Source organism: Streptomyces caeruleatus, from assembly GCF_001514235.1.
In the GTDB taxonomy this organism is placed as follows: Bacteria; Actinomycetota; Actinomycetes; order Streptomycetales; family Streptomycetaceae; genus Streptomyces; species Streptomyces caeruleatus.
In genome coordinates, this window is record NZ_KQ948931.1 from 1 (window position 1) to 21829 (window position 21829).

Annotated in this window: 17 protein-coding genes and 2 tRNA genes; 8 read left to right on the forward strand and 11 right to left on the reverse strand. The window is 72.0% G+C overall.

Annotated features, from left to right (window positions below):
• Positions 1-34: 34 nt before the first annotated feature.
• Positions 35-457 (reverse strand): HGxxPAAW family protein, encoded by a 423-nt coding sequence (locus AQJ67_RS23605; RefSeq protein WP_062721086.1) that lies wholly within the window; start codon positions 455-457, stop codon positions 35-37.
• Positions 458-548: 91 nt separating this feature from the next.
• On the opposite strand from AQJ67_RS23605, the gene AQJ67_RS23610 reads away from it, so the two are divergent.
• Complete coding sequence (locus AQJ67_RS23610; protein WP_062721087.1) at positions 549-1034, forward strand: MarR family winged helix-turn-helix transcriptional regulator; 486 nt, start codon at positions 549-551, stop codon at positions 1032-1034.
• A 907-nt stretch (positions 1035-1941) separates the two neighbouring features.
• On the opposite strand, the gene AQJ67_RS23620 is transcribed toward AQJ67_RS23610, so the two are convergent.
• Positions 1942-2634, reverse strand: coding sequence for an isochorismatase family protein (locus AQJ67_RS23620; RefSeq protein ID WP_079056120.1), 693 nt, complete (start codon positions 2632-2634; stop codon positions 1942-1944).
• The gene (gene rutA, locus AQJ67_RS23625; RefSeq protein ID WP_062721089.1) at positions 2631-3698 is read right to left on the reverse strand and encodes a pyrimidine utilization protein A; all 1068 of its coding nucleotides are present in this window, start codon (positions 3696-3698) and stop codon (positions 2631-2633) included. The genes AQJ67_RS23620 and rutA overlap by 4 nt, the downstream gene beginning before the upstream one ends.
• Before the next feature lie 163 nt (positions 3699-3861).
• On the opposite strand from rutA, the gene AQJ67_RS23630 reads away from it, so the two are divergent.
• The 5 genes from AQJ67_RS23630 to AQJ67_RS23650 all read left to right on the forward strand — a co-directional run bounded on the left by AQJ67_RS23630 (position 3862) and on the right by AQJ67_RS23650 (position 9997).
• Entirely contained in the window at positions 3862-7287 is a 3426-nt protein-coding gene (locus AQJ67_RS23630; protein WP_062721090.1) for a SpoIIE family protein phosphatase, read from the forward strand.
• 147 nt (positions 7288-7434) lie between these two features.
• Positions 7435-8286 (forward strand): PP2C family protein-serine/threonine phosphatase, encoded by an 852-nt coding sequence (locus AQJ67_RS23635; protein WP_062721091.1) that lies wholly within the window; start codon positions 7435-7437, stop codon positions 8284-8286.
• Positions 8283-9323 (forward strand): MASE1 domain-containing protein, encoded by a 1041-nt coding sequence (locus AQJ67_RS23640; protein ID WP_079056121.1) that lies wholly within the window; start codon positions 8283-8285, stop codon positions 9321-9323. Before AQJ67_RS23635 ends, AQJ67_RS23640 begins: the two co-directional genes overlap by 4 nt.
• Positions 9324-9331: 8 nt before the next feature.
• Positions 9332-9556, forward strand: coding sequence for a hypothetical protein (locus AQJ67_RS23645; RefSeq protein ID WP_062721092.1), 225 nt, complete (start codon positions 9332-9334; stop codon positions 9554-9556).
• 33 nt (positions 9557-9589) lie between these two features.
• Positions 9590-9997, forward strand: coding sequence for a DUF6233 domain-containing protein (locus AQJ67_RS23650; protein WP_062721093.1), 408 nt, complete (start codon positions 9590-9592; stop codon positions 9995-9997).
• Positions 9998-10001: 4 nt separating this feature from the next.
• On the opposite strand, the gene AQJ67_RS23655 is transcribed toward AQJ67_RS23650, so the two are convergent.
• From AQJ67_RS23655 to AQJ67_RS23665, 3 genes are all read right to left on the reverse strand, one after another.
• A complete protein-coding gene (locus AQJ67_RS23655; protein WP_159058811.1) occupies positions 10002-10379 on the reverse strand; it encodes a YcxB family protein in 378 nt (125 codons plus the stop codon).
• Positions 10380-10652: 273 nt separating this feature from the next.
• Positions 10653-10725 (reverse strand) — tRNA-Arg (locus tag AQJ67_RS23660).
• A gap of 176 nt (positions 10726-10901) precedes the next feature.
• Positions 10902-10992: transfer RNA gene (locus AQJ67_RS23665), tRNA-Ser, on the reverse strand.
• 212 nt (positions 10993-11204) lie between these two features.
• On the opposite strand from AQJ67_RS23665, the gene AQJ67_RS23670 reads away from it, so the two are divergent.
• Entirely contained in the window at positions 11205-11711 is a 507-nt protein-coding gene (locus AQJ67_RS23670; RefSeq protein WP_062721095.1) for an SSI family serine proteinase inhibitor, read from the forward strand.
• 327 nt (positions 11712-12038) lie between these two features.
• Complete coding sequence (locus tag AQJ67_RS23675) at positions 12039-16421, forward strand: PAS domain-containing protein (protein WP_079056122.1); 4383 nt, start codon at positions 12039-12041, stop codon at positions 16419-16421.
• Positions 16422-16570: 149 nt separating this feature from the next.
• On the opposite strand, the gene AQJ67_RS23680 is transcribed toward AQJ67_RS23675, so the two are convergent.
• The 5 genes from AQJ67_RS23680 to AQJ67_RS23700 form a co-directional block, all read right to left on the reverse strand.
• On the reverse strand, positions 16571-18226 hold the full coding sequence (locus AQJ67_RS23680; protein ID WP_425264176.1) for a long-chain fatty acid--CoA ligase: 1656 nt from the start codon (positions 18224-18226) through the stop codon (positions 16571-16573).
• 294 nt (positions 18227-18520) lie between these two features.
• Positions 18521-19081: a SigE family RNA polymerase sigma factor gene (locus AQJ67_RS23685; RefSeq protein WP_062721096.1), complete on the reverse strand. Its 561-nt coding sequence runs from the start codon at positions 19079-19081 to the stop codon at positions 18521-18523.
• A gap of 146 nt (positions 19082-19227) precedes the next feature.
• Positions 19228-20394, reverse strand: coding sequence for a lipid-transfer protein (locus tag AQJ67_RS23690; protein ID WP_062721097.1), 1167 nt, complete (start codon positions 20392-20394; stop codon positions 19228-19230).
• On the reverse strand, positions 20391-20789 hold the full coding sequence (locus AQJ67_RS23695) for a MaoC family dehydratase (RefSeq protein ID WP_062721098.1): 399 nt from the start codon (positions 20787-20789) through the stop codon (positions 20391-20393). The genes AQJ67_RS23690 and AQJ67_RS23695 overlap by 4 nt, the downstream gene beginning before the upstream one ends.
• A gap of 29 nt (positions 20790-20818) precedes the next feature.
• Entirely contained in the window at positions 20819-21823 is a 1005-nt protein-coding gene (locus AQJ67_RS23700; RefSeq protein WP_425264177.1) for a bifunctional MaoC family dehydratase N-terminal/OB-fold nucleic acid binding domain-containing protein, read from the reverse strand.
• Positions 21824-21829: the final 6 nt, after the last annotated feature.

The following is a 21829-nucleotide window of genomic DNA, read 5'->3' on the forward strand; positions in this document are numbered from 1 at the left end:
GCCCGTCCAGTGACCGTCCAGTGACCGCCGGACTTCAGCGACCGGCTTCCGCCGCAGCCACCTCCGGCTCCCCCACCGGCTCCCCCACCACCGGGACCCCGACCGCCACCTCAGCCGTACGCACCCCCCGTCCCTGTTCCTGTCCCCGTCCCTGTGCCCGCCCTCGCCCCCGCCCCGCCAACCGGCACCCCCAGCACCCCACATGCCCCGCCCGCGCGGTCACGTCGCGTGCCCCCATCCGCCACTGGCCCCGCGGCCGTACGCCCGGAGGCTTGCCCCAGCCGGACAGGTGCAGGGCCCAGGTGACGAGGACGCTCGCCGCCGTGATGCCGAGTCCGCCCGCGATCAGCGGGGCCGACACCGTGCACACCCCTGCCCCCAGCACGGCGGAACCGATGGTCGCTATCGCGGTTCCGGTCCATCCTGCGACCGTATGTCCCTCGTCATACTGGCTCATGTGCCTGCTCCCTCCTGTAGGCAGCAAAACTTCCTCACGACGTAAGAAGTTTAGAGACTAAATCTCTCACGAGCTAAGGCAATAAGAAAAGATGCAAGCCAAGCCGCCGCGTCCCACCGCCACCCCGGCCCAGGCGCTGGACGCGATGGACTCCCTCATCGCCGCCCACCTGCTCGGTCAGCAGGAGATGGCCCAGCGGCTGGGCCTGAACATCACCGACCTGCTCTGCTTCGGCTGCGTCCTGAAGGCCGGCGAGAACCTCCTCACGGCCGGTGACCTCGCGGAACACGCCCACGTCACGACCGGCGCGATGACCGGCATCCTCAACCGGCTGGAACGCGCCGGCTTCGTCACGCGCCGGCCCGACCCGAACGACCGCCGCCGCGTCCGCGTGGCCGCCGTACCGTCCGCCGTCGCCCGGGTCGAGGCCCTCTACGGCCCCTACTACGCCCGCCTGACCGACCTCTTCGCCGACTACTCCACCGACGAGATCGCCGTACTCACGGACTGGTTCACCCGGACGACCGGCCTCGCGCAGGGCTACATCGACGAACTCCGCGAGCAGGACAAGGGCTGACGCCCTGACGAGCGGCCTCACGCTGACGACCCGACGAACGGCATGGCGCTGACGACCCGACGAACGGCCTCACGCTGACGCCCCGACGAGCCGCCTGACGCTGACGACCCGACGCACGGCATGACCCCGCCGCCACCCCCCATCACATGGTGGGGTCTGCACCACCCTCGGTCCGGCGGCGCACTCCATCGTTTCCGCGGGCGGACAGCGGAATCGTTGGCCTCGGTTGATCCCGGCTGAAACCGGTCGACACGGGCTGAAGCCCCGTCGATACCGGCTGAAGCCCGACTGAGGCACCGCTGAAGCCGCACCGGGATGAGCTGAGTCCCTCAGAGGACAGGCCCGCCCGGAAGGAAACCGTCATGGAGTCGCAGCGCCCGTCGATACCGAGCCGGTCGGAGCCGGGCCTGTCGGAGCCGAGCCGGTCGGAGCCGAGCCGGTCGGAGCCGGGCCTGTCGGTGGTGCCGCACCCCTCGACGCCCAGCCCCCTCTCCTCCTTCGTCCGCTTCGTCGTGTGCGGCGGCGGTGTCGGCCTCCTCTCCAGCGCCGCCGTCCCCCTGCTGGCCGCCGCGATGCCCTGGGCGCTGGCCAATGCCCTGATCACCATCGCCTCCACCCTCCTGTGCACCGAACTGCACGCCCTGTTCACGTTCGGCACCGGACGCCGCCCGGGACTGCGGCGGCACCTGGCGTCCTCCGGGTCGGCCGGCGCCGCCTACCTCGCCACGACGGCCGCGATGCTCGTACTGCACGCGGTCCAGCCGTCCCCGACGCTGCTCTGGGAACAGGCCGTCTACCTCACCGCCTCCGGGCTGGCCGGCATCGGACGGTTCCTGGTGCTGCGGCTGTTCGTGTTCGCCGAGCGGAGGAAGCAGGCGGCCCCGGCGAACGCCACCCCGGCCCAGGCTCAGCCCCTCGCTCCGAGGTACTCCTCGACACGCTCCATCGGCCACACCTCACCGATCTTGTGCCGAATGTCGAAGAGGTTCGCCGCGTGCACGTCCGGGTCCCGGTCGCCGACCGCCTCCTCCGCCACGACGGGGACGAACCCGTGCTGCATGGCGTCCAGCGCGGTGGCGCGTACGCAACCGCTCGTGGTCAGGCCCGCGATGAGGAGGGTGTCGATTCCGGCCCCGGTGAGGTACGCCGCCAGTGAGGTGCCGAAGAAGGCGCTCGGGTACTGCTTGGTCACCGTCAACTCGTCCGGCGCCGGGCCGAGTCCGTCGATGAAGTCGCCGTACGGACTGCCCTCGGCGAACACGCGCAGGGTCGGCACCTTGCGGAAGAAGACCCCGCCGTCGCGGCCGTCGGGCCGGAACCGCACACGCGTGACGACCACGGGAATCCCCGCTCGCCGGGCCGCCGCCAGCAGCGCCCTCATCGCCTCCACGGCCGGCTCGACCCCGGCGTACAGCGGGCAGTCGGGGTCCACGTACGCGCGGGCCGGGTCGACCAGGAGCAGGGCGGGGGAGGTGCCGGGGGCCAGGTGCCCGGCCAGTCCGGCCCGCTCGTAGTCGGCCTCCGGATCGTCCCCCCGGTCGTCCCCCCGATGGTCCCCCGGTTCGTCCCCCGGCGGCTCCCGGTGCCGTAACCCGCTCACGCCTGCCGGCACTTCATCAGCGGCTGGATGCGGGTGCCGAAGTTCTCGATGCCGTCCAGGAAGTCGTCGAAGACCAGCATGATCCCCTTGGTGCCGTTGACCTCGGCGACCTCGTCGAGCATCTTCGCGACGGTCTCGTACGACCCCACCAGCGTGCCCATGTTGAAGTTCACCGCGCCCTCGGGCAGCACGATGGTGCGGGCGGTCGAGGAGTCGTCGGCGTTGGTGTCCGAGGCCGATTCGCCCGCCATGTACGCGAGGGCGGCGCGGTCGGCGTTGTCGTGGTAGTCCTGCCACTTGGCCTGGGCGGCCTCGTCGGTCTCGTCCGCGATGACCATGAAGAGGGACATCGCGCCGACGTCCCGGCCGGTCTCGCGCGCCGCGTCGACGAGAGTGCCCGTGGTGTCGGCCAGCGCCAGCGGGGTGTTGACGCCGCTGCCGAGGATGAAGTTGTAGTCGGCGTGCTCGGCCGCGAACCGCATGCCGGTGTTGCTCTGGCCCGCGGCAACGATGTCGATGTGCCCGTCCGTCGGGCGCGGCGACAGCACGCAGTCGTCCATCTCGTAGAACTCGCCCTTGAAGTTGCTGACGCCCTCGCGCCACAGCTCCTTCATCACGGTGACGTACTCGACGGCCCGGTCGTAGCGGTTGCCGAAGTGGTCGTCGCCGGGCCACAGGCCCATCTGGGAGTACTCGCCGGGCGCCCAGCCGGTGACGATGTTGATGCCGAAACGGCCGGGGGCGATCGAGTCGACGGTCGTGGCCATCCGGGCGACGATCGCCGGCGGCAGGACCAGGATCGGCGTGGAGGCGTACAGCTTGATCCGGTCCGTCACCGCCGCCAGGCCCGCCATCAGCGTGAACGACTCCAGGCAGTGGTCCCAGAACTCGGTCTCACCGCCGAACCCCTTGAGCTTGATCATCGACAGCGCGAAGTCGAGCCCGTGTTCCTCGGCCTTCTGCACGATGGCCTTGTTCAGCTCGAAGGTGGGCAGGTACTGGGGCGAACTCTTCGATATGAGCCAGCCGTTGTTGCCGATGGGGATGAATACGCCGATGTCCATGACACTCCTCAGCGGGTTGGGGGATCCCGGGTGATGCTAAGCGGAGTACATCAACTCAACGTTAGATATTGGCTGTTGACGTCGTGTCGACCGCCCGGGTACGAGGCGTGAGGATCTTGCGAACGATCGATTCGGTTGAGTGCGGAACGGTAGGGTCCACAACATGAACGCTCGGCTGACCCTGCTCGGCACGGTGGCCCCCGGTGTCGCGGAAAGCGAGGTCTTCCGGCTGGCCCTGCAGCACGCGGTGGGCGAGCTGGGCGCTCTGGGCGGCATGATCCATCTGCGCGGGCCGATGTCCGCGCTGCGCCTGGTGTCGACGGCCGGGCTGCCGCCCGCCCTCACCCGCAGCTGGGAGATCATCGACCAGGAGGGCCCGCTGGCTCCGGCACGTGCGCTGCACCAGGGGGGCGGGGTCTGGGTCCCCATGGGGGCGGCTGGGGCGGCTGGGACGGCTGGGGCGAGCGGGGCAAGCGGGGCGACCAGGATGGCCGGGGGCGCCGGTTCCAGGGCCGGCTCCGCGTCCGGCTCACCGACTGCTTCCGCGCCCGGCTCACCGACTCCTTCTGTGCCCGGCTCCCGGACCGGCGGCCCGGCGGGCCCCGCGCCCGGCTCCTCGGCAGGTCCCGCGCCCGGCTACCCGCGCGGCTCATCGGCCGACTCCCGGGCCGGTTCTGCGGCCGGCCCCGACGCCGCCTCCCCGTTCGGCCCTACGGCTGCCTCCCCGTTCGGCCCCCCGCCCCACCTCTCGGCCGGCTCACCGGCCCACCCCCAGGCGGGCTCCAGGACGGCCGGCTCCTCCCCGGCCAACCCCCTCGCCGGCCCCCTGACCCGCCTCACAGCCGGTCCGCCGACCTTCCCCACGAGCAATTACCTGACCACCCCTGTACCCACCGCCACCGCCACCGCCACCCCCGCCCCCGCACCCGCACCCGCACCCGACACCCCACCCCCCACCTGGCCCGGCACCGGCATCGCCGCCCTGCCGCTGTACCGGGGCCGGCGCAGCACCGGTGCCCTCAGCGTCCTGATGGGCGACCAGGGCGAACCGACCCCCGAGCACTGGGAGTTCCTGCGTGCCGTCGTCGCGTGGACCGAGGAACGCATGGTCCAGGCGCCGCCGACGGCCGGCCCCTCCCGGCCGGTGCAGCCGGAGCAGAACGGCGAACGGCTGCGCCAGGCCCTGAAGGAGGTCAGCGTCGGATCCTGGGACTGGAACATCCAGACCGGCGAACTGCTCTGGGACGAGGCCGCGCTGGAGCTGTACGGCACCCGGCCGGAGGAGTACACCGGCCTGGTCGAGAACTGGATGAGATGCGTCCACCCCGACGACCTGGCGCCCACGCTGGCCCTGGTGGACCGGGCGATCCTGGAGCACGGCGTGTTCGAGGCCGAGTACCGGGTGCGCAAGCTGGACGGCAGCTGGGGCTGGACGCAGGCCCGCGCCAGGGCGACGTACGACGACAACGGCGAGCCGCACCGGATGATAGGCGTCGGCTGGGACAGCAACGAGCCGCGGTCCGCCCGTGACGCGCTCGGCCGGGCCCTGCGGCACATGAGCGACGGCTTCCTCGCGATGGACGACGACTGGCGGATCACCTTCGCCAACCTGGAGGCCGAACGCACCCTCGGCTACTCCGAGGAGGAGCTGTTCGGCCGGCTGCTGTGGGACCTGCCCGCCGCCGAGCAGGTGCCGGGCCTGGAGATCCGCTGCCGGCAGGCCGCCGCCGCGGAGAAGTCGGTCAGCTTCGACGTACGCCTGCCCAACGGCCGCCTGTGCCATCTGCGGCTGGTGCCGGGTCCCGACGGCCGCACCATCTACTTCACCGACGTGACCGAGAAGCGCCGGCTGGAGGAGGAGCGCCGGTGCGCCGAGCGCGCCGCGTCCGAACGGGCCGCGCGGATAGCGGAGTTGACGGAGGCGCTCGCCAAGGCGACGACCTCGAAGGACGTGGTGGACGCGGTCGCCCGCCGGGTGCTGCCGCCGTTCGAGGCGACCGGTCTGGTGGTGCAGGCCGTGGAGGGCGACCGGCTGACCACCGTCGGCTCCGTCGGCTACCCGCGGGACATCCTCGCCATCCTGGACGGCCGTGAACGTACGGAACCCAGCCCGCTGTGGGACGCGGTCCGGGCCGGCACACCGATGTTCATGTCCTCCCAGCGGGAGTTCGCCACCCGCTACCCCGACCTCGCCGACCTGCCCGCCCGCGCCGGCAAGCAGGCCTGGGCGCTGCTCCCGCTGACCGCCTCGGGCCACACCTTCGGCGTCTGCGCGGTCACCTTCGACCACCCGCGCCGCCTCACCGACGAGGAGCGCACCCTCCTCACCGCCACCAGCGCCCTGGTCGCCCAGGCCCTGGAACGGGCCCGCCTCTTCGACGCCGAGCACACCCGGTCCCGCGAGCTCCAGCGCAGCCTGCTCCCCCGCGACCTGCCCGACCTGCCCGCCTGCACGGCCGCCGCCCGCTATCTCCCGGCCGGGCAGGGCATGGACGTCGGCGGCGACTGGTACGACATCATCCCGCTGTCGGGCGGCCAGGTCGCCCTGGTCGTCGGCGACGTCATGGGCCACGGCCTGCCCGAGGCGGCGACGATGGGCCGGCTGCGCACCGCCGTCCACACCCTGGCCGACCTCGAACTGCCGCCCGACGAAATCATGAGCCACCTCAACGACATCGTCGGCGCCATGGGCGAGGAGTCGTACGTGACGTGTCTCTACGCGCTCTACGACTCCACGACCCGCGTCTGCTCCATATCCAGGGCGGGCCACCCGCCACCGGCCCTGCTGCACCCCGACGGCACGGTGGTGTTCCCGCCCCTGTCGGCCGACCCGCCGCTCGGCGCGGCCGAGCCCCCGTTCGAGACGACGGAGATCCCGGTCCCCGAGGGCAGCGTGCTGGTGCTGTACACCGACGGCCTGGTGGAGTCGTCCAAGCGCGAGATGGACGAGGGCATGGCGGCGCTCGCCGACGTCCTGCGCACCGCCCACGCGGACGGTACGGCGACGGACCTGGAGCACCTCTGCGAGCAGGTCACCGCCGCCCTCCTCCCCGCCCACCACCAGGCGGCCGACGACGCCGCCTTCCTGCTGGCCCGCCTGCACGCGCTGCCCACCTCCCGCATGGCCTCCTGGCCCCTGCCCAAGGACCCCAAGGCGGCCGGCCAGGCCCGCAGCCTGATCCGCAAGCAGCTCGCCGCCTGGAACCTGGAGGACCTCACCCCCACCACCGAACTCCTGGCCAGCGAACTCGTCGGCAACGTCATCCGCCACGCCAAGGGCCCCCTGCGCCTGCGCCTCCTGCACGACGCCAACCTGATCTGCGAGGTCTTCGACGGCAGCCTGACCATGCCGCGGATACGCCGTGCCACGGAGACCGACGAGGGCGGCCGCGGGCTCCAGCTGATCACCGCGCTGTCGCAGCGCTGGGGCACGCGGTACACGCCGACCGGCAAGTGCATCTGGACGGAACAGGCCGTACAGCCGACGGCGCCGGACCCGCTGGAGGGGACGTTCCTGGCCATGGCGGGCCTGGGAGAGGACTTCGACGGCGATCTGGACGCGCTGGCGTGGGGGGACCAGGAGTTCTAGGTACGCCGTCGGCGTGGGCGGCGTACGTCATCGACGCCGGCGTACGTCATCGACGCGGCCGTTCCCAGGGAGACCTTCCCGTCACGGTAGTACCGTGAAAACGCCGCATATGGCGCGGCGCTCCGCAAGAACCCGGAGTGTGATGCCATGGCCCACCGCCGCACCGATTCGGCCAGTGCCACCAGGGAGCTGCTGCAGAAGCTCGGGGACCTCACCGGCCGGATACTGGACCAGATCAAGTTCCAGCAGGCCCGCGTCGAACTCGCCGCCGCACTCCAGCGCCAGGTCCTCGCCGCGGAGCTGCCGGTGCTGCCGTATCTGCGCGCGGCGGGGCGGTACACGCCCGCACGGGTCGGGCTGGACATCGGGGGCGACTGGTACGACGGCTTCGTGATGCCGGACGGTTCGGTGGGGTTCGCGATCGGGGACGTCCAGGGCCATGACGTCGAGGCCGCGGCGCTCATGGGGCAGGTCCGCACCTGTCTGCGCGCCGTCGCGACCGCCACCACGGACCCGGCGGAGGTCCTCGGCCGGACGAACGACCTCCTCGTCTCGATGGCCACCGAACTCTTCGTGACCTGCTCGTTCCTGCGCTTCGACCCCGCCACCGGAGAGCTCTGCGACGCCCGCGCCGGACACGTCCCGGCCGTGTGGGCCACGACCGACGGCCGCTGCGAGGTCGTCCTGAACGACGGCGGCCTGCCGCTGGGCATCCACGCCGGCGAACACTACCCGTCGTCCCGCCGGAAGCTGACCGAGGCGGGCGCGTTCGTGCTGCTCACCGACGGGGTGGTGGAAGGCCCCGAGTACCCGATCGAGGACGGTATGAAGAAGGTGGCCGAGCTGGTGGGCGAGGCCTGCTGCACCGACCCGGACGAACTGGCCGCCGAGGTGATCAAGGTCGCCGACCTCACCGGCCACAACGACGACGCCGCGGTCCTGGTCCTGCGTTACGGAAAGCTCGGGGAGCGATCGGGAAGCGGCGGCGACCCGGGATGACCGGCGTGGCGCCCGACGCGCGGCTCCGGCGGTACGGCACCGAGGCCCTCAAGCTGGCCGCCGTGACCGCCGCGTACTACGGCAGCGCCAAGCTCGGCCTGGAACAGCAGCTCGTACGCGGTCAGGTCACGCCGTTCTGGCCGCCCACCGGTATCGCCCTCGTCGCCCTGATGCTGTGGGGCCTTCGGATGTGGCCGGCCATCGCGCTCGGGGCGTTCGTGGTGAACGTGACGCTCGGGCCGTCGGTCCTCCCCGTCCTCGCCATCGCGGCGAGCAACACCATCGCCCCGATCTGCGCCTTCCTCCTCCTGCGGCGCGTCGGGTTCCGCCCGGCACTCGACCGGCTCCAGGACGCCCTCGCGCTGGTCTTCCTCGGCGCCCTGCTCGGGATGCTGCTCAGCGCGACGATCGGCACCGGCGTCCTGGTGGCCTCCGAAGCGCTGTCGGCCGACGACTTCTGGCCGACCTGGTCGGTGTGGTGGACCGGCGACGCCATGGGGGTCCTCTTCATCACGCCGCTCCTGCTGGCCGCCCGCACGGCCCGGCTGCCCCGCGGCTCGCCCGGGTGGCGCTGGGCCGAGCTCCTGCTCCTGCTCGGCGGCACGGCGACGATCGCCCAGGTGGCCACCCGCACCTCGGTCAACCTCCTCTTCCTCGTCGTCCCCTTCCTGATCTGGGCGGCCTTCCGCTTCCAGCTCCTCGGCGCCGCGCCCTGCGCCCTGATCGCCTCCCTCATCGCGATCTACGCCGGTTCGGTCGGCTCGGGCCCCTTCGCCGGCCACAACCTCGTGGCCAAGATGGTCATCCTCCAGGCCTTCAACGGCACCGTGGCCCTCACCGCCCTCCTGCTCTCGGCGATCATCGCCGAACGCAACCAGACCCTCCGGGCCCTCCAGGAGGCCTGCGACGACCTCGCGGAAGCCCTGTCCCGACTCGTCCCGGACCAGCCACCGGATGTGCGCCCGACCGCACCGGCGCCTCCGTGGGACACGGGGGCACGGCGTCGCGATGGCGCAGAAAATCGAACACATGATTGAATTCAGCCATGCGACCGCGACCGTTCCCCGACGACCTGGTCCAGGCACAGCAGGAGTGGAGCCACACCTACCACCGGCTCGCCCATCGCCCCGACCGGACCGAGCTGCGCCGGCGCCTGAACCAGCTGTCGACCGCGGTCCTCTTCCACCCCTACTGGCAGGAGCACGGCAGAACACCGGCGGCATGGTGGGAACTGCGGAGCCTGGGCCGTGGGGAAAGGAGCTGGAGGTGAGGATCCCCACCGCGCGCGGCGACGGTACGGACGATGGCCGCGCTACCGCCTGACGCCCGACGCCTCCGGGCGATCCTGGCCTACCTCGAGGCCCGGATCGCCGAGAACGAGACCGTCGGCATCTATCTGCGCCTCCAGAGCGACGCCGTACGCACGGCACTCGCCGGCACCGAGGAAGCCCCCCGAACACCGCCCGCCCCCGAGCGACGCCGGCCGACGCTCCCCTCCTTCGCCCCCGGCCACCCGGGGACCTACGTCGTCCAACAGAAGCGCACCCCCGACGGCCCGGAACCCGCCGTGATCCACACGACCGACTGCACGATGACCGAGGGCACCCCCCACCCGATCAGACCCCACGAGGCCCGCGCCGCCCTCACCGACCCCCACATCGAACCGTGCGCGTTCTGCCGTCCTGACAGCGAGTTGGGGATTCTGGACTAATCACCTAGAGCCGCTTCACGTTCCGGTCCAGGATCACCCGGAGCCGGTCGACGTCCGCAGGGTCCTGAGCGCCCCGCTTGGGCAGGAGCGCGACTCCGGCCGCGCGGTCACCGGCAAGCAGCACGAAGAGTCCGGGCGTCTCCAGATACTCCCGGACCACAGTCCAGTCCATGCTGAAGGACGCCCGCTCGCCCGTGGTGACCGCACCACGGTCGTCGGCCACCGTCCGGCACTGCCCGTACGGCTCCACCATGCTGAACATCCGGCGGGCCATGGTGCGCAGCCCCCGCAGAGTGGCCCAGACGGTGACGGACACGGTCAGCACCAGCGAGACGATCCACACGGGCAGCGGAGCATCCCGGAGAACCGAGAAGACACTCACGGCGCCCACCCCCACCAACGGCGCCATAAGTGCCTGGGCCCGCCCCGCCGATGACCGCCGAGCTCGCGCACGGAGCGCCTCTTCGAAGTCCGCCGACGTCGGCCGGTACACGAACTCCACGGCCGTACCGCAATCCGCGTTCTGATGTGAGGAAGCCCCGCCCCTGGTGTCCATGAGCAGGGATCGTAGCGAGGCACGACCGCCGCCAGAACTGCGGGCGAGGCAAAAGCCAAAGGCCCTGCGGATCACTCCACAGGGCCTTTGAACATACTGTGCACTCGGCAGGATTCGAACCTGCAACCTTCTGATCCGTAGTCAGATGCTCTATCCGTTAAGCTACGAGTGCTTGTTCTGTTTTCCGTCGCTCCCGGCCCTTCCGGCCCGCTCGCGGCGACAGGAAGAACATTACATGACTGCCGCCGCCATGTGAAATCCGTTTGCCGCACCCCTTGTGACCTGCGGAAACAGCCTTATGGAACGACGAAGCCCCGGTCCACTGGACCGGGGCTTCGTGATCTGGCGCGGAGGCGGAGGGATTTGAACCCTCGATGGGCTTTAAGGCCCAAACCGCATTAGCAGTGCGGCGCCATAGACCGGACTAGGCGACGCCTCCAGCACAGCCGCTCGCGCGAGCGCGAGTGGTGCGTGCAGATGATGACACAGTCGAGCGTGCTGTCACCAATCGACCTCCACGGTACTAGGCGGGGAGGCCGCAGGGCAAAGCTCTTCCCGGCGTGCTTCGCGGGCGTCGGGGCTAGGGGCACGACGTCCGGGGGGGCCGGGGGGTGGGCGCAACGTCCAGGGGCGTGCGGCGTTAGTCAGGTCATGTTGCAGGCCAACCGTTCCGCCGCGGCCGGGCGCCTTCGCCGGGCTCTCCTCGTCACCGCCGGCTCCCTCGCCGCCGTCGGCTCCACCGCCCTCGCGCCCGCCGCGTACGCCCATGCCACGCCGCTCTCCCTCGCGTCCCCGTCCCTCCAGGACGCCGGCCGCTCCGGCGATCACCTCACGGTCACCGTCCGCGACGCCGGCGCCGGTGCCGACGGGACGTACGAGCTGTCCTGCCATCCGGCCGGGGGCGATCACCCCGACGCCGACGGCGCCTGTGCCGCGCTCGATCGCGGCACCCGGTGGGGCAAGGACACCTTCGCCCCCGTACCGCAGGGCAGCCTCTGCACCATGCAGTACGGCGGGGCGGCCACCGCCCGTGTCACCGGCATCTGGGCCGGGCGGCCCGTCGACGCGCGGTTCGATCGCGGTGACGGGTGCGAGATCGCACGGTGGGACCGGCTGGTGCCGCTCCTTCCCGACCTGCGGCAGACGGGGCGGCCGTAGCGGGCGGTCGAGCCGTCGGTCGAGCCACCCCGTCAGGGAAGCAGGGGGTCCGGTACGTCGTCGCACAGACTTTCCATGGCGGAAGCACCGGCACCGTAAAAGTCCCGCGAAGGTCTCGCGAAGCCGGAATGACACCGGAAGTGCACAGGAAAGGACGTCGGCAGGGGCGGTCATACGTTCTGGGTCACTTCGTCGTGCGACCTGCCTCTCATCCGGCGTCGCGAGCGCAACCCCAGCCTTTAGACTCCCTCGCGTGACACGCCGCGGGCCGGTTGGCAAGATGGCCCGAGCGGTCGGCAAGGTGCGGTAACAGGGAGGAAGCGTCTCGTGAGCAGCAGGCCATCCCGAGGCGCTGCTCGCCTCGCAGCCATACTCGACGCACTGCCCGACGCGTTGGTGCTGGTCAACGCCAATGGGACCGTCGTCAACGCCAACACCATCGCCCTGGAGGCCTTCGAGGCGCCGGGGACGGCTCTGGTGGGGCGGGGGCTGCTCGATCTGCTGCCGCAGTTCGACTCGAAGCTGATCCCGGGGTCCATGCGGCGGCCCGACCACATGGCCCCGCAGGGGCGGACCAAGCCGACCCGGATGATGGCCCGGCGGACCGACGGCGCCGAGTTCCCGGTCGAGGTCACGTCCGCGAATCTGGAGAACAGCCAGCAGGCCTACGACAGCTACGGCTACAGCGGCGACGAGCTGCTGATGCTCGTCGTCCGGGATCTGACCGGGACCGTCGACACCGAGGCCGAGCTGGCGCGTTCGCAGCGGCAGACCGAGATGATCCTGCGCGCCGCCTCCGAGGGCGTCGTGGGCACCGACACCGACGGGCGGATCGTCCTCGTCAACCCGGCCGCCGCCCAGATACTGGGTTACCGGGCCAGCGACCTGGGCGGCCGGGAGCTGCACACCCTCGTCCTGCACTCCCGTCCCGACGGCTCCCCCTTCCCGTACGAGGAGTCCCCGCTCGCCGACACCCTGCGCTCCGGGCGCAAGCACCGGGTGCGCGGGCAGGTGCTGTTCGCCAAGAACGGCGACAAGGTGCCGGTCGACCTGACGACCGCGCCGGTGCGCGACGGGGACCAACTCGTCGGCGCCGTGATGACCTTCGCCGACCGGCGGCCCTTCGACGCCCTCGCCGAGGAGAAGACCGCCGCCGAGGAGCAGCACGCCGAGCAGCTGGAGCGGCTCGCCGAGGAGCACGCCTCCGAGCTGACCGCGCTGCGGCAGAAGCAGGTCGCCGAGCTGGAGGAGCTCAAGGAGCGCCACGAGGAGGAACTCGCCGCGGGCGAGGAGCGGTACGCCGCGCTCGGGGAGCGGGAGAAGGACCGGTACGAGGCGCTGGCGGGTCGGCATGAGCAGCTGCTGACGCTGCTCGCCCGTTCGCTGCGGGGCCCGCTCGACGAACTCCGCCGTGAGCTGGCCGCCCTCGCCGCGGACGACGCGGGGCAGTTGTGGCCCGAGGCCAACCAGGTGCTGCACCATCTCTCGGCCGGCTACTCGCGCATCACGACGCTCATCGACAACGTCCTCGGCTACCAGCAGCTCGACACGGGCGGCGACGCGATCGTCCGTACGAAGGTGATGCTCGACGCCGTCGTCGCCGCAGGTGTCGACGGCGCCGTCGAGCTCATCGGGCCCGGGCGGGTGCAGTTCGCCGTGCACGCGCCGCCCATCGAGGCCGAGGTCGACCCGCAGCGCCTCGCCACCGCGCTCGCGCATCTGGTCGCGGACGTGGCGGGGGTCGACGCGACCGGGAACTCTCCGGTGTCGGCGGGCGGTTACATGGACAACACCGTCGTGGTCGCGGCGGCGCAGCGGGGTGAGGTCGTACGGATCGAGGTGCGCGGGCCGTATGCCGGGGGAGACCCGGTGCACGAGCCGATCGTGCGCGGGATCGTGCGGGCCCACGGCGGTGTGCTCCAGACGCACGACGTGCCGGGGATGAGCGGCAGCGCGTACGTCCTCGAAGTGCCCATCGGGGGCGGCGCCGGTGCCGTTCCCGCGGCCCCCGGCGGCCCCGCCGCCCTGGAGGCCGGTGACGGGACCGGGGGCGCTGCCCCAGGTGCCGAGCAGGGCTTGGAGCAGGGTGGTGCCGGTGGTGGTCGGCGGCGGGCCCGGCGGTCCTCCGTGGACGCCTTCCTGGAGAGCGACACGCCCGGTGCCGACGCCGAGGGCGGGCCCGCGGATGCCGAGGGTGCGGCGCCCACCGGGCGTCGGCGCAGGCGCGCGGCGGCAGCGCCCGAACTGCCCCAGGGCACCGGCGACGCGGGCGGCGAGGCCTCCGGTGGTACCGGACGGCGGCGCGGTCGACCGGCCGAGGACGGCCAGGACTCCGTGGACGGACTGGACTCCGTGGACGGCCAGGACTCCGTGGACGGACTGGACGGCGCGGACGGCCTGGACGGCGCCGGGGGTGTCGCCGACGGTGTCGCCGAGGGGGCCGTCGTCACGGCCGCCGAGCACGCGGCGGGGACCGCGGCCGCCGGGAACAACCTGGGCGGGACCGTACCGCCGCAGGGCGTGCCCGCGCCCAGCGGACGGCGCGCCCGGCGCGACGGCGGGGAGCAGCACGCGCTGCCGCCTGCCCTGCCCGCGGCCGGTGACTCCCCCCAGACGCCTTCCGGGTCCGCTACGCCCGGTCCGGGCGAGGCTCCCCAGCCGACGGGACGGCGTCGACGTGCTCTGGCCGCGGCGGCCGAGCGCAGTGCCGCGGCCGCGCAGGCGCAGGAGGCGGGGCCCCGCCCGGTGTTCGCGCTGCCGCCGGCCGAGGCGGACCGCGCCACTGCCGCGCCCGCGGAGGAGACGGGCGAGGGCACCGCCGCGCCGGTGGCTCCGGCCGCCGACGCGAACATGGCCCCGGCTTCGCCGGTGGCTGCGGCACCGGTCCCGACTCCGGGGCAGGCACCCGTTCCCGCTCCGGCGCCGGTCCCGGGCCCGGTTCAGGTTCCCGGACAGGGGGCTCCCGGCGACGTTCTCGCCGACGAGGGCCGGCACGATGCCGTGCCGCACGACCAGGCCGACGACCACACCCCGCCTCAGCCGCACCCCACCAGCGCGCCGACCGGGCGTCGCCGACGGGCCGTGGGGCAGCCCGCGGAGCCGGCTTCAGCACAGCCGGCTCTCGCACAGGCGGCCCCGGCAGCACCGGTGCAGGCCGGGCAGCCCCAGCCCGCCCCGGGTCGGCCGCTTCCCGCCGAGGCGCCCGAGCAGGGCACTGCGGCGCAGGGTGTCCCGGCCCCTCAGCCGTGGCCGGCCGCGGACGACACCCCCGACGCCGGTACGGCCGTACCGGCGAACGCCGCCGCCACCGCCGTACCGCCGCATCCGAACGCCCCCCAACCCGCCCCGGGCACGCCCGCCCCGGGCACGCCGGCGCCGGGCACGCCGCTGCCGCCGGAAGCCGGCGCGGCCACCGCGGTCGCCGGGGCCGGTCGGCAGGAGCGGGCGGCGGCCCAGCCGTTGCCGGCCGAGGCCGGTGCCTCCGGTGCCGCTGCCGCCGCCCCGGTGGACCCGAACTCGACGCAGGGGCGCGCAATCAGTGTGCGGACGCTGGGGCAGGGCGTGCCGTTCACGCGGCAGGCGGCCCAGGTGCAGCAGCCCGCGCCGTCGTCGGCGACGCCTCCCCCGCATCAGACCAACGGCGGACGGCGCCGCAAGCTCGGTACGCCGCCCGACCCCGCCGCGCGGGCCGGTGCCTCGACCGAGCAGACGGCGCGCCCGCATCCGTCGGACGACCAGCCGCCGGTGCCCGCACAGCCGCAGCCCCAACCGCAGGCGCAGGCGCAGCCCTCGCTCGGCGGGCAGCCTCAGCCCCAGCCGTCGTCGGCCGGGCAGTCGCGGCTCGCGCCGATGACCGAGGGCGCCGGACGCTCGTACGCCATAGGCGCCCCGGACGAGAACGCGGCCGAAGGGCCCGAGCCGTTGGACGGGCCGGGCGGGGCCGTCGAGGTCGCCGACACTCCGCGGCCGCAGCCGATGGACGACGAACTGCCCCCGGAGCCGCTCGACAACCCGCGGCGGCTGCTGGTGTGGCCCGCCCCGGATGTGACGACCCAGCAGGCGCTGAGCGACCGCGGCTACCGGCCGGTCATCGTGCACTCGCGCGAGGAGGTGGACGCGCAGATCGCGGCGTTCCCGGCCGCGCTCTTCGTCGACCCGCTGACCGGGCCGATCACCCGGACCGCGCTGCAGTCGTTGCGGCAGGCCGCGGTCGCGGCCTCGGTGCCGGTGATGGTGACCGCGGGGCTCGGACAGGCCTCACGGGAGGCGGCGTACGGTGCCGATCCCGCCGTACTCCTCAAGGCGCTGGCGCCTCGGGACAGTGAGCAGCACCCGCCGCGTGTCCTGCTGATCGAGGAGCACGCGGAGATCGCGCTGGCGCTGACCGCGACGCTGGAGCGGCGCGGGATGCAGGTGGCGCGGGCCGCGAGTGACGCGGACGCGGTGGCGTTGGCCGGTGACTTCCGGCCGAACCTGGTCGTGATGGACCTGATGCAGGTGCACCACCGCCGCGCCGGCATCGTCGACTGGCTCCGCGCGAACGGTCAGCTCAACCGCACCCCGCTCGTCGTCTACACCGCCGCCGTCGACCAGGCGGACCTGCCGCGGCTGGCCTCCGGCGAGACGGTGCTGTTCCTGGCGGAGCGGTCGACGAGCGGTGAGGTGCAGGGCCGGATCGTGGATCTGCTGTCGAGGATCGGGACTAACTGAGGGACAGGTGCGGTGGCGCCCCCTTGGTGCTCGCCACGCGGTAGGGGGCGCGGGACCGTGTCTACTGTGTGCGGCTGGCGCCGCGTGGGCGCGATCGGCCACGGACTGCCCGTGGCCGGTCGACAACGGTTCCCCTTGTTGGCGCCCCGTCAGATCTGCGTGACGTCCAGGCCACCCTCCGCGTACTGCCTGCGCAGCACCTTCTTGTCGAACTTGCCCACGCTCGTCTTCGGCACCGCCGCGATGACCGTCCAGCGCTCCGGCAGCTGCCACTTGGCGATCTTGCCCTCCTCGGCGAGGAAGGCGCGCAGCGTCTCGAAGTCGGCGGTGGCGCCCTCCTTCAACACGACCGTGGCCAGCGGGCGCTCGCCCCACTTGTCGTCCGGAACGGCGACCACGGCGGCCTCGGCGACGTCCGGGTGGGACATCAGCGCGTTCTCCAGCTCGACCGAGGAGATCCACTCGCCGCCGGACTTGATGACGTCCTTGGCCCGGTCGGTGAGGGTGAGGAAGCCGTCGGGGGAGATGATGCCGACGTCGCCGGTCTTCAGCCAGCCGTCCTCGCTGAACTTGTCGGCGGGGCGCAGCGGTTCGGCGTCGGGGCCGTTGTAGTAGGCGCCCGCGATCCAGGGGCCGCGGACCTCCAGTTCGCCGGCCGACTCACCGTCCCACGGGATGCGCTCGCCGCCGGGGCCGGTGAGGCGGGCCTCGACGCTCGTCGGGAAACGGCCCTGGGTGAGCCGGTACGCGAACTCCTCCTCCGTACCGACCACGTGGGCCGGCGGCCGCGAGACCGTACCGAGCGGGGAGGTCTCCGTCATGCCCCAGGCGTGGCAGACCCGCATGCCCAGCTTGTCGAACGCCTCCATGAGCGAGGGCGGACAGGCCGAACCGCCGATGGTGACCTGGCCGAGGGTGGAGACGTCCCGCGGCTTCGCGGTGAGCTCGGCGAGCAGGCCCTGCCAGATCGTGGGCACGGCGGCGGCGTGGGTCGGCTTCTCGCCCTCGATCATCTCGGCGAGCGGCGCGGGCTGCAGGAAGCGGTCCGGCATCAGCATGTTGACGCCGGTCATGAAGGTGGCGTGCGGCAGGCCCCAGGCGTTGACGTGGAACTGCGGCACCACGATCAACGAGGTGTCCTGGTCGGTCAGGCCCATCGACTGGGCCATGTTGACCTGCATGGAGTGCAGGTAGACCGAACGGTGGGAGTAGACGACGCCCTTCGGGTCCCCGGTCGTCCCGGAGGTGTAGCACATGGAGGCGGCCTGACGCTCGTCCAGCTCCGGCCAGTCGTACGCCGTCGGCTTCCCGGCGATCAGCTCCTCGTACTCGTGCACCTGCACGGCCGCGCCCGCCAGACCGGAACGGTCACCCGGCCCCGACACCACCACGTGCTCCACCGTCTTGAGGTGGGGCAGCAGCGGGACGAGCAGGGGGAGGAGCGAACCGTTGGCGATCACGACGCGGTCGGCCGCGTGGTTGACGATCCAGGCCAGCTGCTCGGCCGGGAGGCGCAGGTTGAGGGTGTGCAGGATCGCGCCCATGGAGGGGATCGCGAAGTAGGCCTCGACGTGCTCGGCGTTGTTCCACATCAGGGTCGCGACCCGTTCGTCGCCGGTCACGCCCAGGTCCTCGCGCAGGGCGTGCGCCAGCTGTGCCGCCCGGGCCCCGACCTCGGCGAAGGAACGGCGGTGCGGCTCGGCCTCGCCGGTCCATGTGATGACCTGCGATGAGCCGTGGATCGTCGACCCGTGGGTCAGGATCCTCGAGATCAGCAGCGGTACGTCCTGCATGGTGCTCAGCACGGCGGTCCTCCCGGGGCGACATTGCCTACGCGGTAGTAAGGGTTGCGGAGATTCTGCGCGCATACCGCGCGGTATGTCACTAGGGTCGGGCGATCGATCATGTCACGTTGCGTTCACAGAGCCCTCCCGCTAGGGGTGGGGTGAAACCCCGGCTCTCTGTCTCCGGCCCCCGGTCCCCGGTCCCCGACCTCCGGTCCCCGATCTCCGATCTCCGGCTTACGGCGTGCGCAATGCCCCGTGCCCCCGGTCCTACCGGTCCTACCGGTCCTATCGGTCCTATCGGTCCTATCGGACCTACCGGACCAGCCCCAGCTCAGGATCCTCGCGCAGCTTCCCGAGCGCTCTCGACACGGCCGACTTCACCGTGCCGACGGAGACGCCGAGCACCTCGGCCGTCTGAACCTCGCTGAGGTCCTCGTAGTACCGCAGGACGACCATCGCCCGCTGCCGCGCCGGCAGCCGCATGATCGCGCGCCACATGGCGTCGTGCAGCGCCTGCTGCTCGGCCGGGTCGTCGTCGTGACCGGGCATCGGCTCCGGCTCGGGGAGCTCGTCGCAGGCGAACTCGTCGACCTTGCGCTTGCGCCACTGCGACGTCCGCGTGTTCAGCAGGGCCCTGCGCACATAGCCGTCGAGCGCGCGATGGTCCTCGATGCGCTCCCAGGCCACGTATGTCTTGGTGAGCGCGGTCTGCAGCAGGTCCTCGGCGTCGCTCGGGTTCGCGGTCAGCGACCGGGCGGTACGCAGCAGCACCGGCTGGCGGGCCCGCATGTACGACGTGAAGGACGGATACATCGCGTTCGGAAGGGACCGCGTCGCGGCGTCGGAAGCGCTGGTGCAGACGGGTGTGGTCATGACTCCACGCTATGAGCGGGCCCGGCTTCAGCGGATCGGCCGCAGGTGCCGAAGCCACGTCCGCCTCAGGTTGTAGGGGTGGGGCTGACTCCACCTCCTGAAGGTGGACGAGCGGGGGACACATACTGCGGGATTACCCCTGGGGGTCATCGGTCGGCAGTAAGGACGAGCCCCGACGTCGGCACCCCGGCCCCCGCCGTCACCAGCACCCTTTCCGCCCCGGATATCTGGTTCACGGATGTCCCGCGCACCTGTCTCACTCCCTCCGCGATTCCGTTCATCCCGTGCAGATACGCCTCCCCGAGCTGCCCTCCGTGCGTGTTGAGCGGCAACCGCTCCTCGGCCACGAAGCCCCCTCCCTCTCCCTTCCCACAGAACCCGAACTCCTCGAGCTGCATCACGACGTAGGGGGTGAAGTGGTCGTACAGAATCCCCACGTCGATCTCCCCCGGCCCCAGCCCCGCGGTCCGCCACAGCTGCCGCGCCACCACGGCCATCTCGGGCAGGCCGGTGAGGTCGTCCCGGTAGAAGCTCGTCATCTGCTCCTGCCCCCGGCCGGCACCCTGGGCCGCCGCAGCTATGACGGCCGGCGATTGGGGCAGGTCACGGGCCCGGTCGACGGAGGTGACGACGATCGCCTGGCCGCCGTCCGTCTCCTGGCAGCAGTCCAGCAGCCGCAGTGGCTCGACGATCCAGCGCGAGGCCGCGTGGTCGGCGAGGGTGATGGGTCTGCCGTGGAAGTAGGCGGCCGGGTTGGTCGCCGCGTACTTGCGGTCGGTCACCGCGACATGCCCGAACACCTCCGGCGCCAGCCCGTAGGTGTGCAGATACCGCTGGGCCGCCATCGCCACCCAGGAGGCCGGGGTGAGCAGCCCGAACGGCAGGGACCAGCCCAGCGCCACGCCCTCCGCCGAGGGCTCCCGGTGCTGCACTCCCGAGCCGAATCTCCGGCCCGACCGCTCGTTGAAGGCCCGGTAGCAGACGACCACCTCCGCGACGCCCGTCGCCACGGCGAGCGCCGCCTGCTGGACCGTCGCACAGGCGGCGCCACCGCCGTAGTGCACACGGGAGAAGAAGGACAGCTCCCCCATCCCGCAGGCCTGGGCCACGGTGATCTCCGGGCTGGTGTCCATCGTGAACGTCACCATCCCGTCCACGTCCCCCGGCGTCAGCCCGGCGTCGTCCAGGGCTGCCCGCACCGCCTCCACGGCCAGCCGCAGCTCACTGCGCCCGGAGTCCTTCGAGAAGTCGGTGGCCCCGATACCCACGATCGCCGCCCGCCCGGCCAGGGCGTCCTTCGCACGCACGCTCATACCGGGCCCTCCGCCGCCGACACTGTGACCGTCACCGTGCCGGTCACGTGCTTGCCGATGCCGTTGGCGCCGATCACCCGGACCGTCGCCGTGTCTCCGTCGACCTCCTCGACGCGCCCTGTCAACACCATCGTGTCTCCCGGGTAGTTGGGCGCCCCGAGTCGTATGGCCACCCTGCGCAGTTCGGCCGTCGGTCCGAAGTGGTCGGTGATGTAGCGGCCGACCAGGCCGTTCGTCGTCAGGATGTTCATGAAGATGTCCGGGGAGCCCTTCTGGCGTGCCAACTCCGCGTCGTGGTGGACGTCTTGGTAGTCGCGTGAGGCGATGGCGCCGGCGACGATCAGTGTGCGGGTGATCGGGATCTCCAGCGGGGGCAGTTCGTCACCAGCCTCCACAGGCTGTCCGCTCACTCCTTCACCGCCCCTCATGTGCCGACCTCCCGCGTCTCCTGCATCTCGGGCACCTCCTGGGCGCACCAGACCGGCAACACCAACTCCTCGTCGTACTCGCGGAATTCGAGCCGTACCGGCAATCCGATGCGGACCTTGTCGTACGGCACCCCCAGCACGTTGCCGATCATGCGCACGCCCTCGGCCAGTTCGACCAGGCCGACCGCGTAGGGAGGGTCGAAGGCGGGGAAGGGCGGGTGGTGCATCACGACGTACGAATAGACCGTCCCCTCACCGCTCGCCTCGACCGTGTCCCAGTCGAGTCCGCCGCAGGCGTGGCAGCCGGGAAGCCAGGGGTGGCGGAGCGTGCCGCAGGTGGTGCAGCGCTGGATGAGGAGTCGGCGCCGCTGGACGCCCTCCCAGAAGCCTGCGTTGTCGCGGTTGACGACGGGGCGGGGACGCGAAGGCTTCTGTGCCCGGTCGCGCCGGGTCGGGCTGCCTCCCGGGCGGTCCGTCGGGCGTAGCGGCGCGTACTTGAGGATGCGGAAGCGGTGGGTGCCCGCGAGGTCGGGGCCGACGCGGATGTCCATTCGGGTCGTGACGAAGTACCCGGTGCCGAGCTTGGTCGTCTTCTTCTCCGAGACCGACTCGATCACCGAGTCGTAGATGATCTCGTCCCCGGGTCGCAGGGGCCGTAGATACTCCTGCTCGCAGTCCGTGGCGACCACGGAGGTGTAGCCGGCCTCGTCGAGCAGGCCGAGCAGCTCGTCGTACGCGTGCGTGCCTCTCGTCTGGCCGGAGAGACCGCTCATGGTCCACGCCTGGAGCATGGTGGGCGGTGCGATGGCGTCCGGTCCCGAGTACGCCGGGTTGGTGTCGCCCATCGCCTCGCACCAGTGACGGATCATGGGCGTGTTGACGGGGTCCTTGCCGGGCCGGGCGACGGCGGCGCGCTGCCCCTCATAGACCTTCAGCCGCGCCTCGTACGCCTCGCCCGTCTCCACGTCCGCCTCACGGCTCACCACCGGTCCGTAGCTCACCGTCGC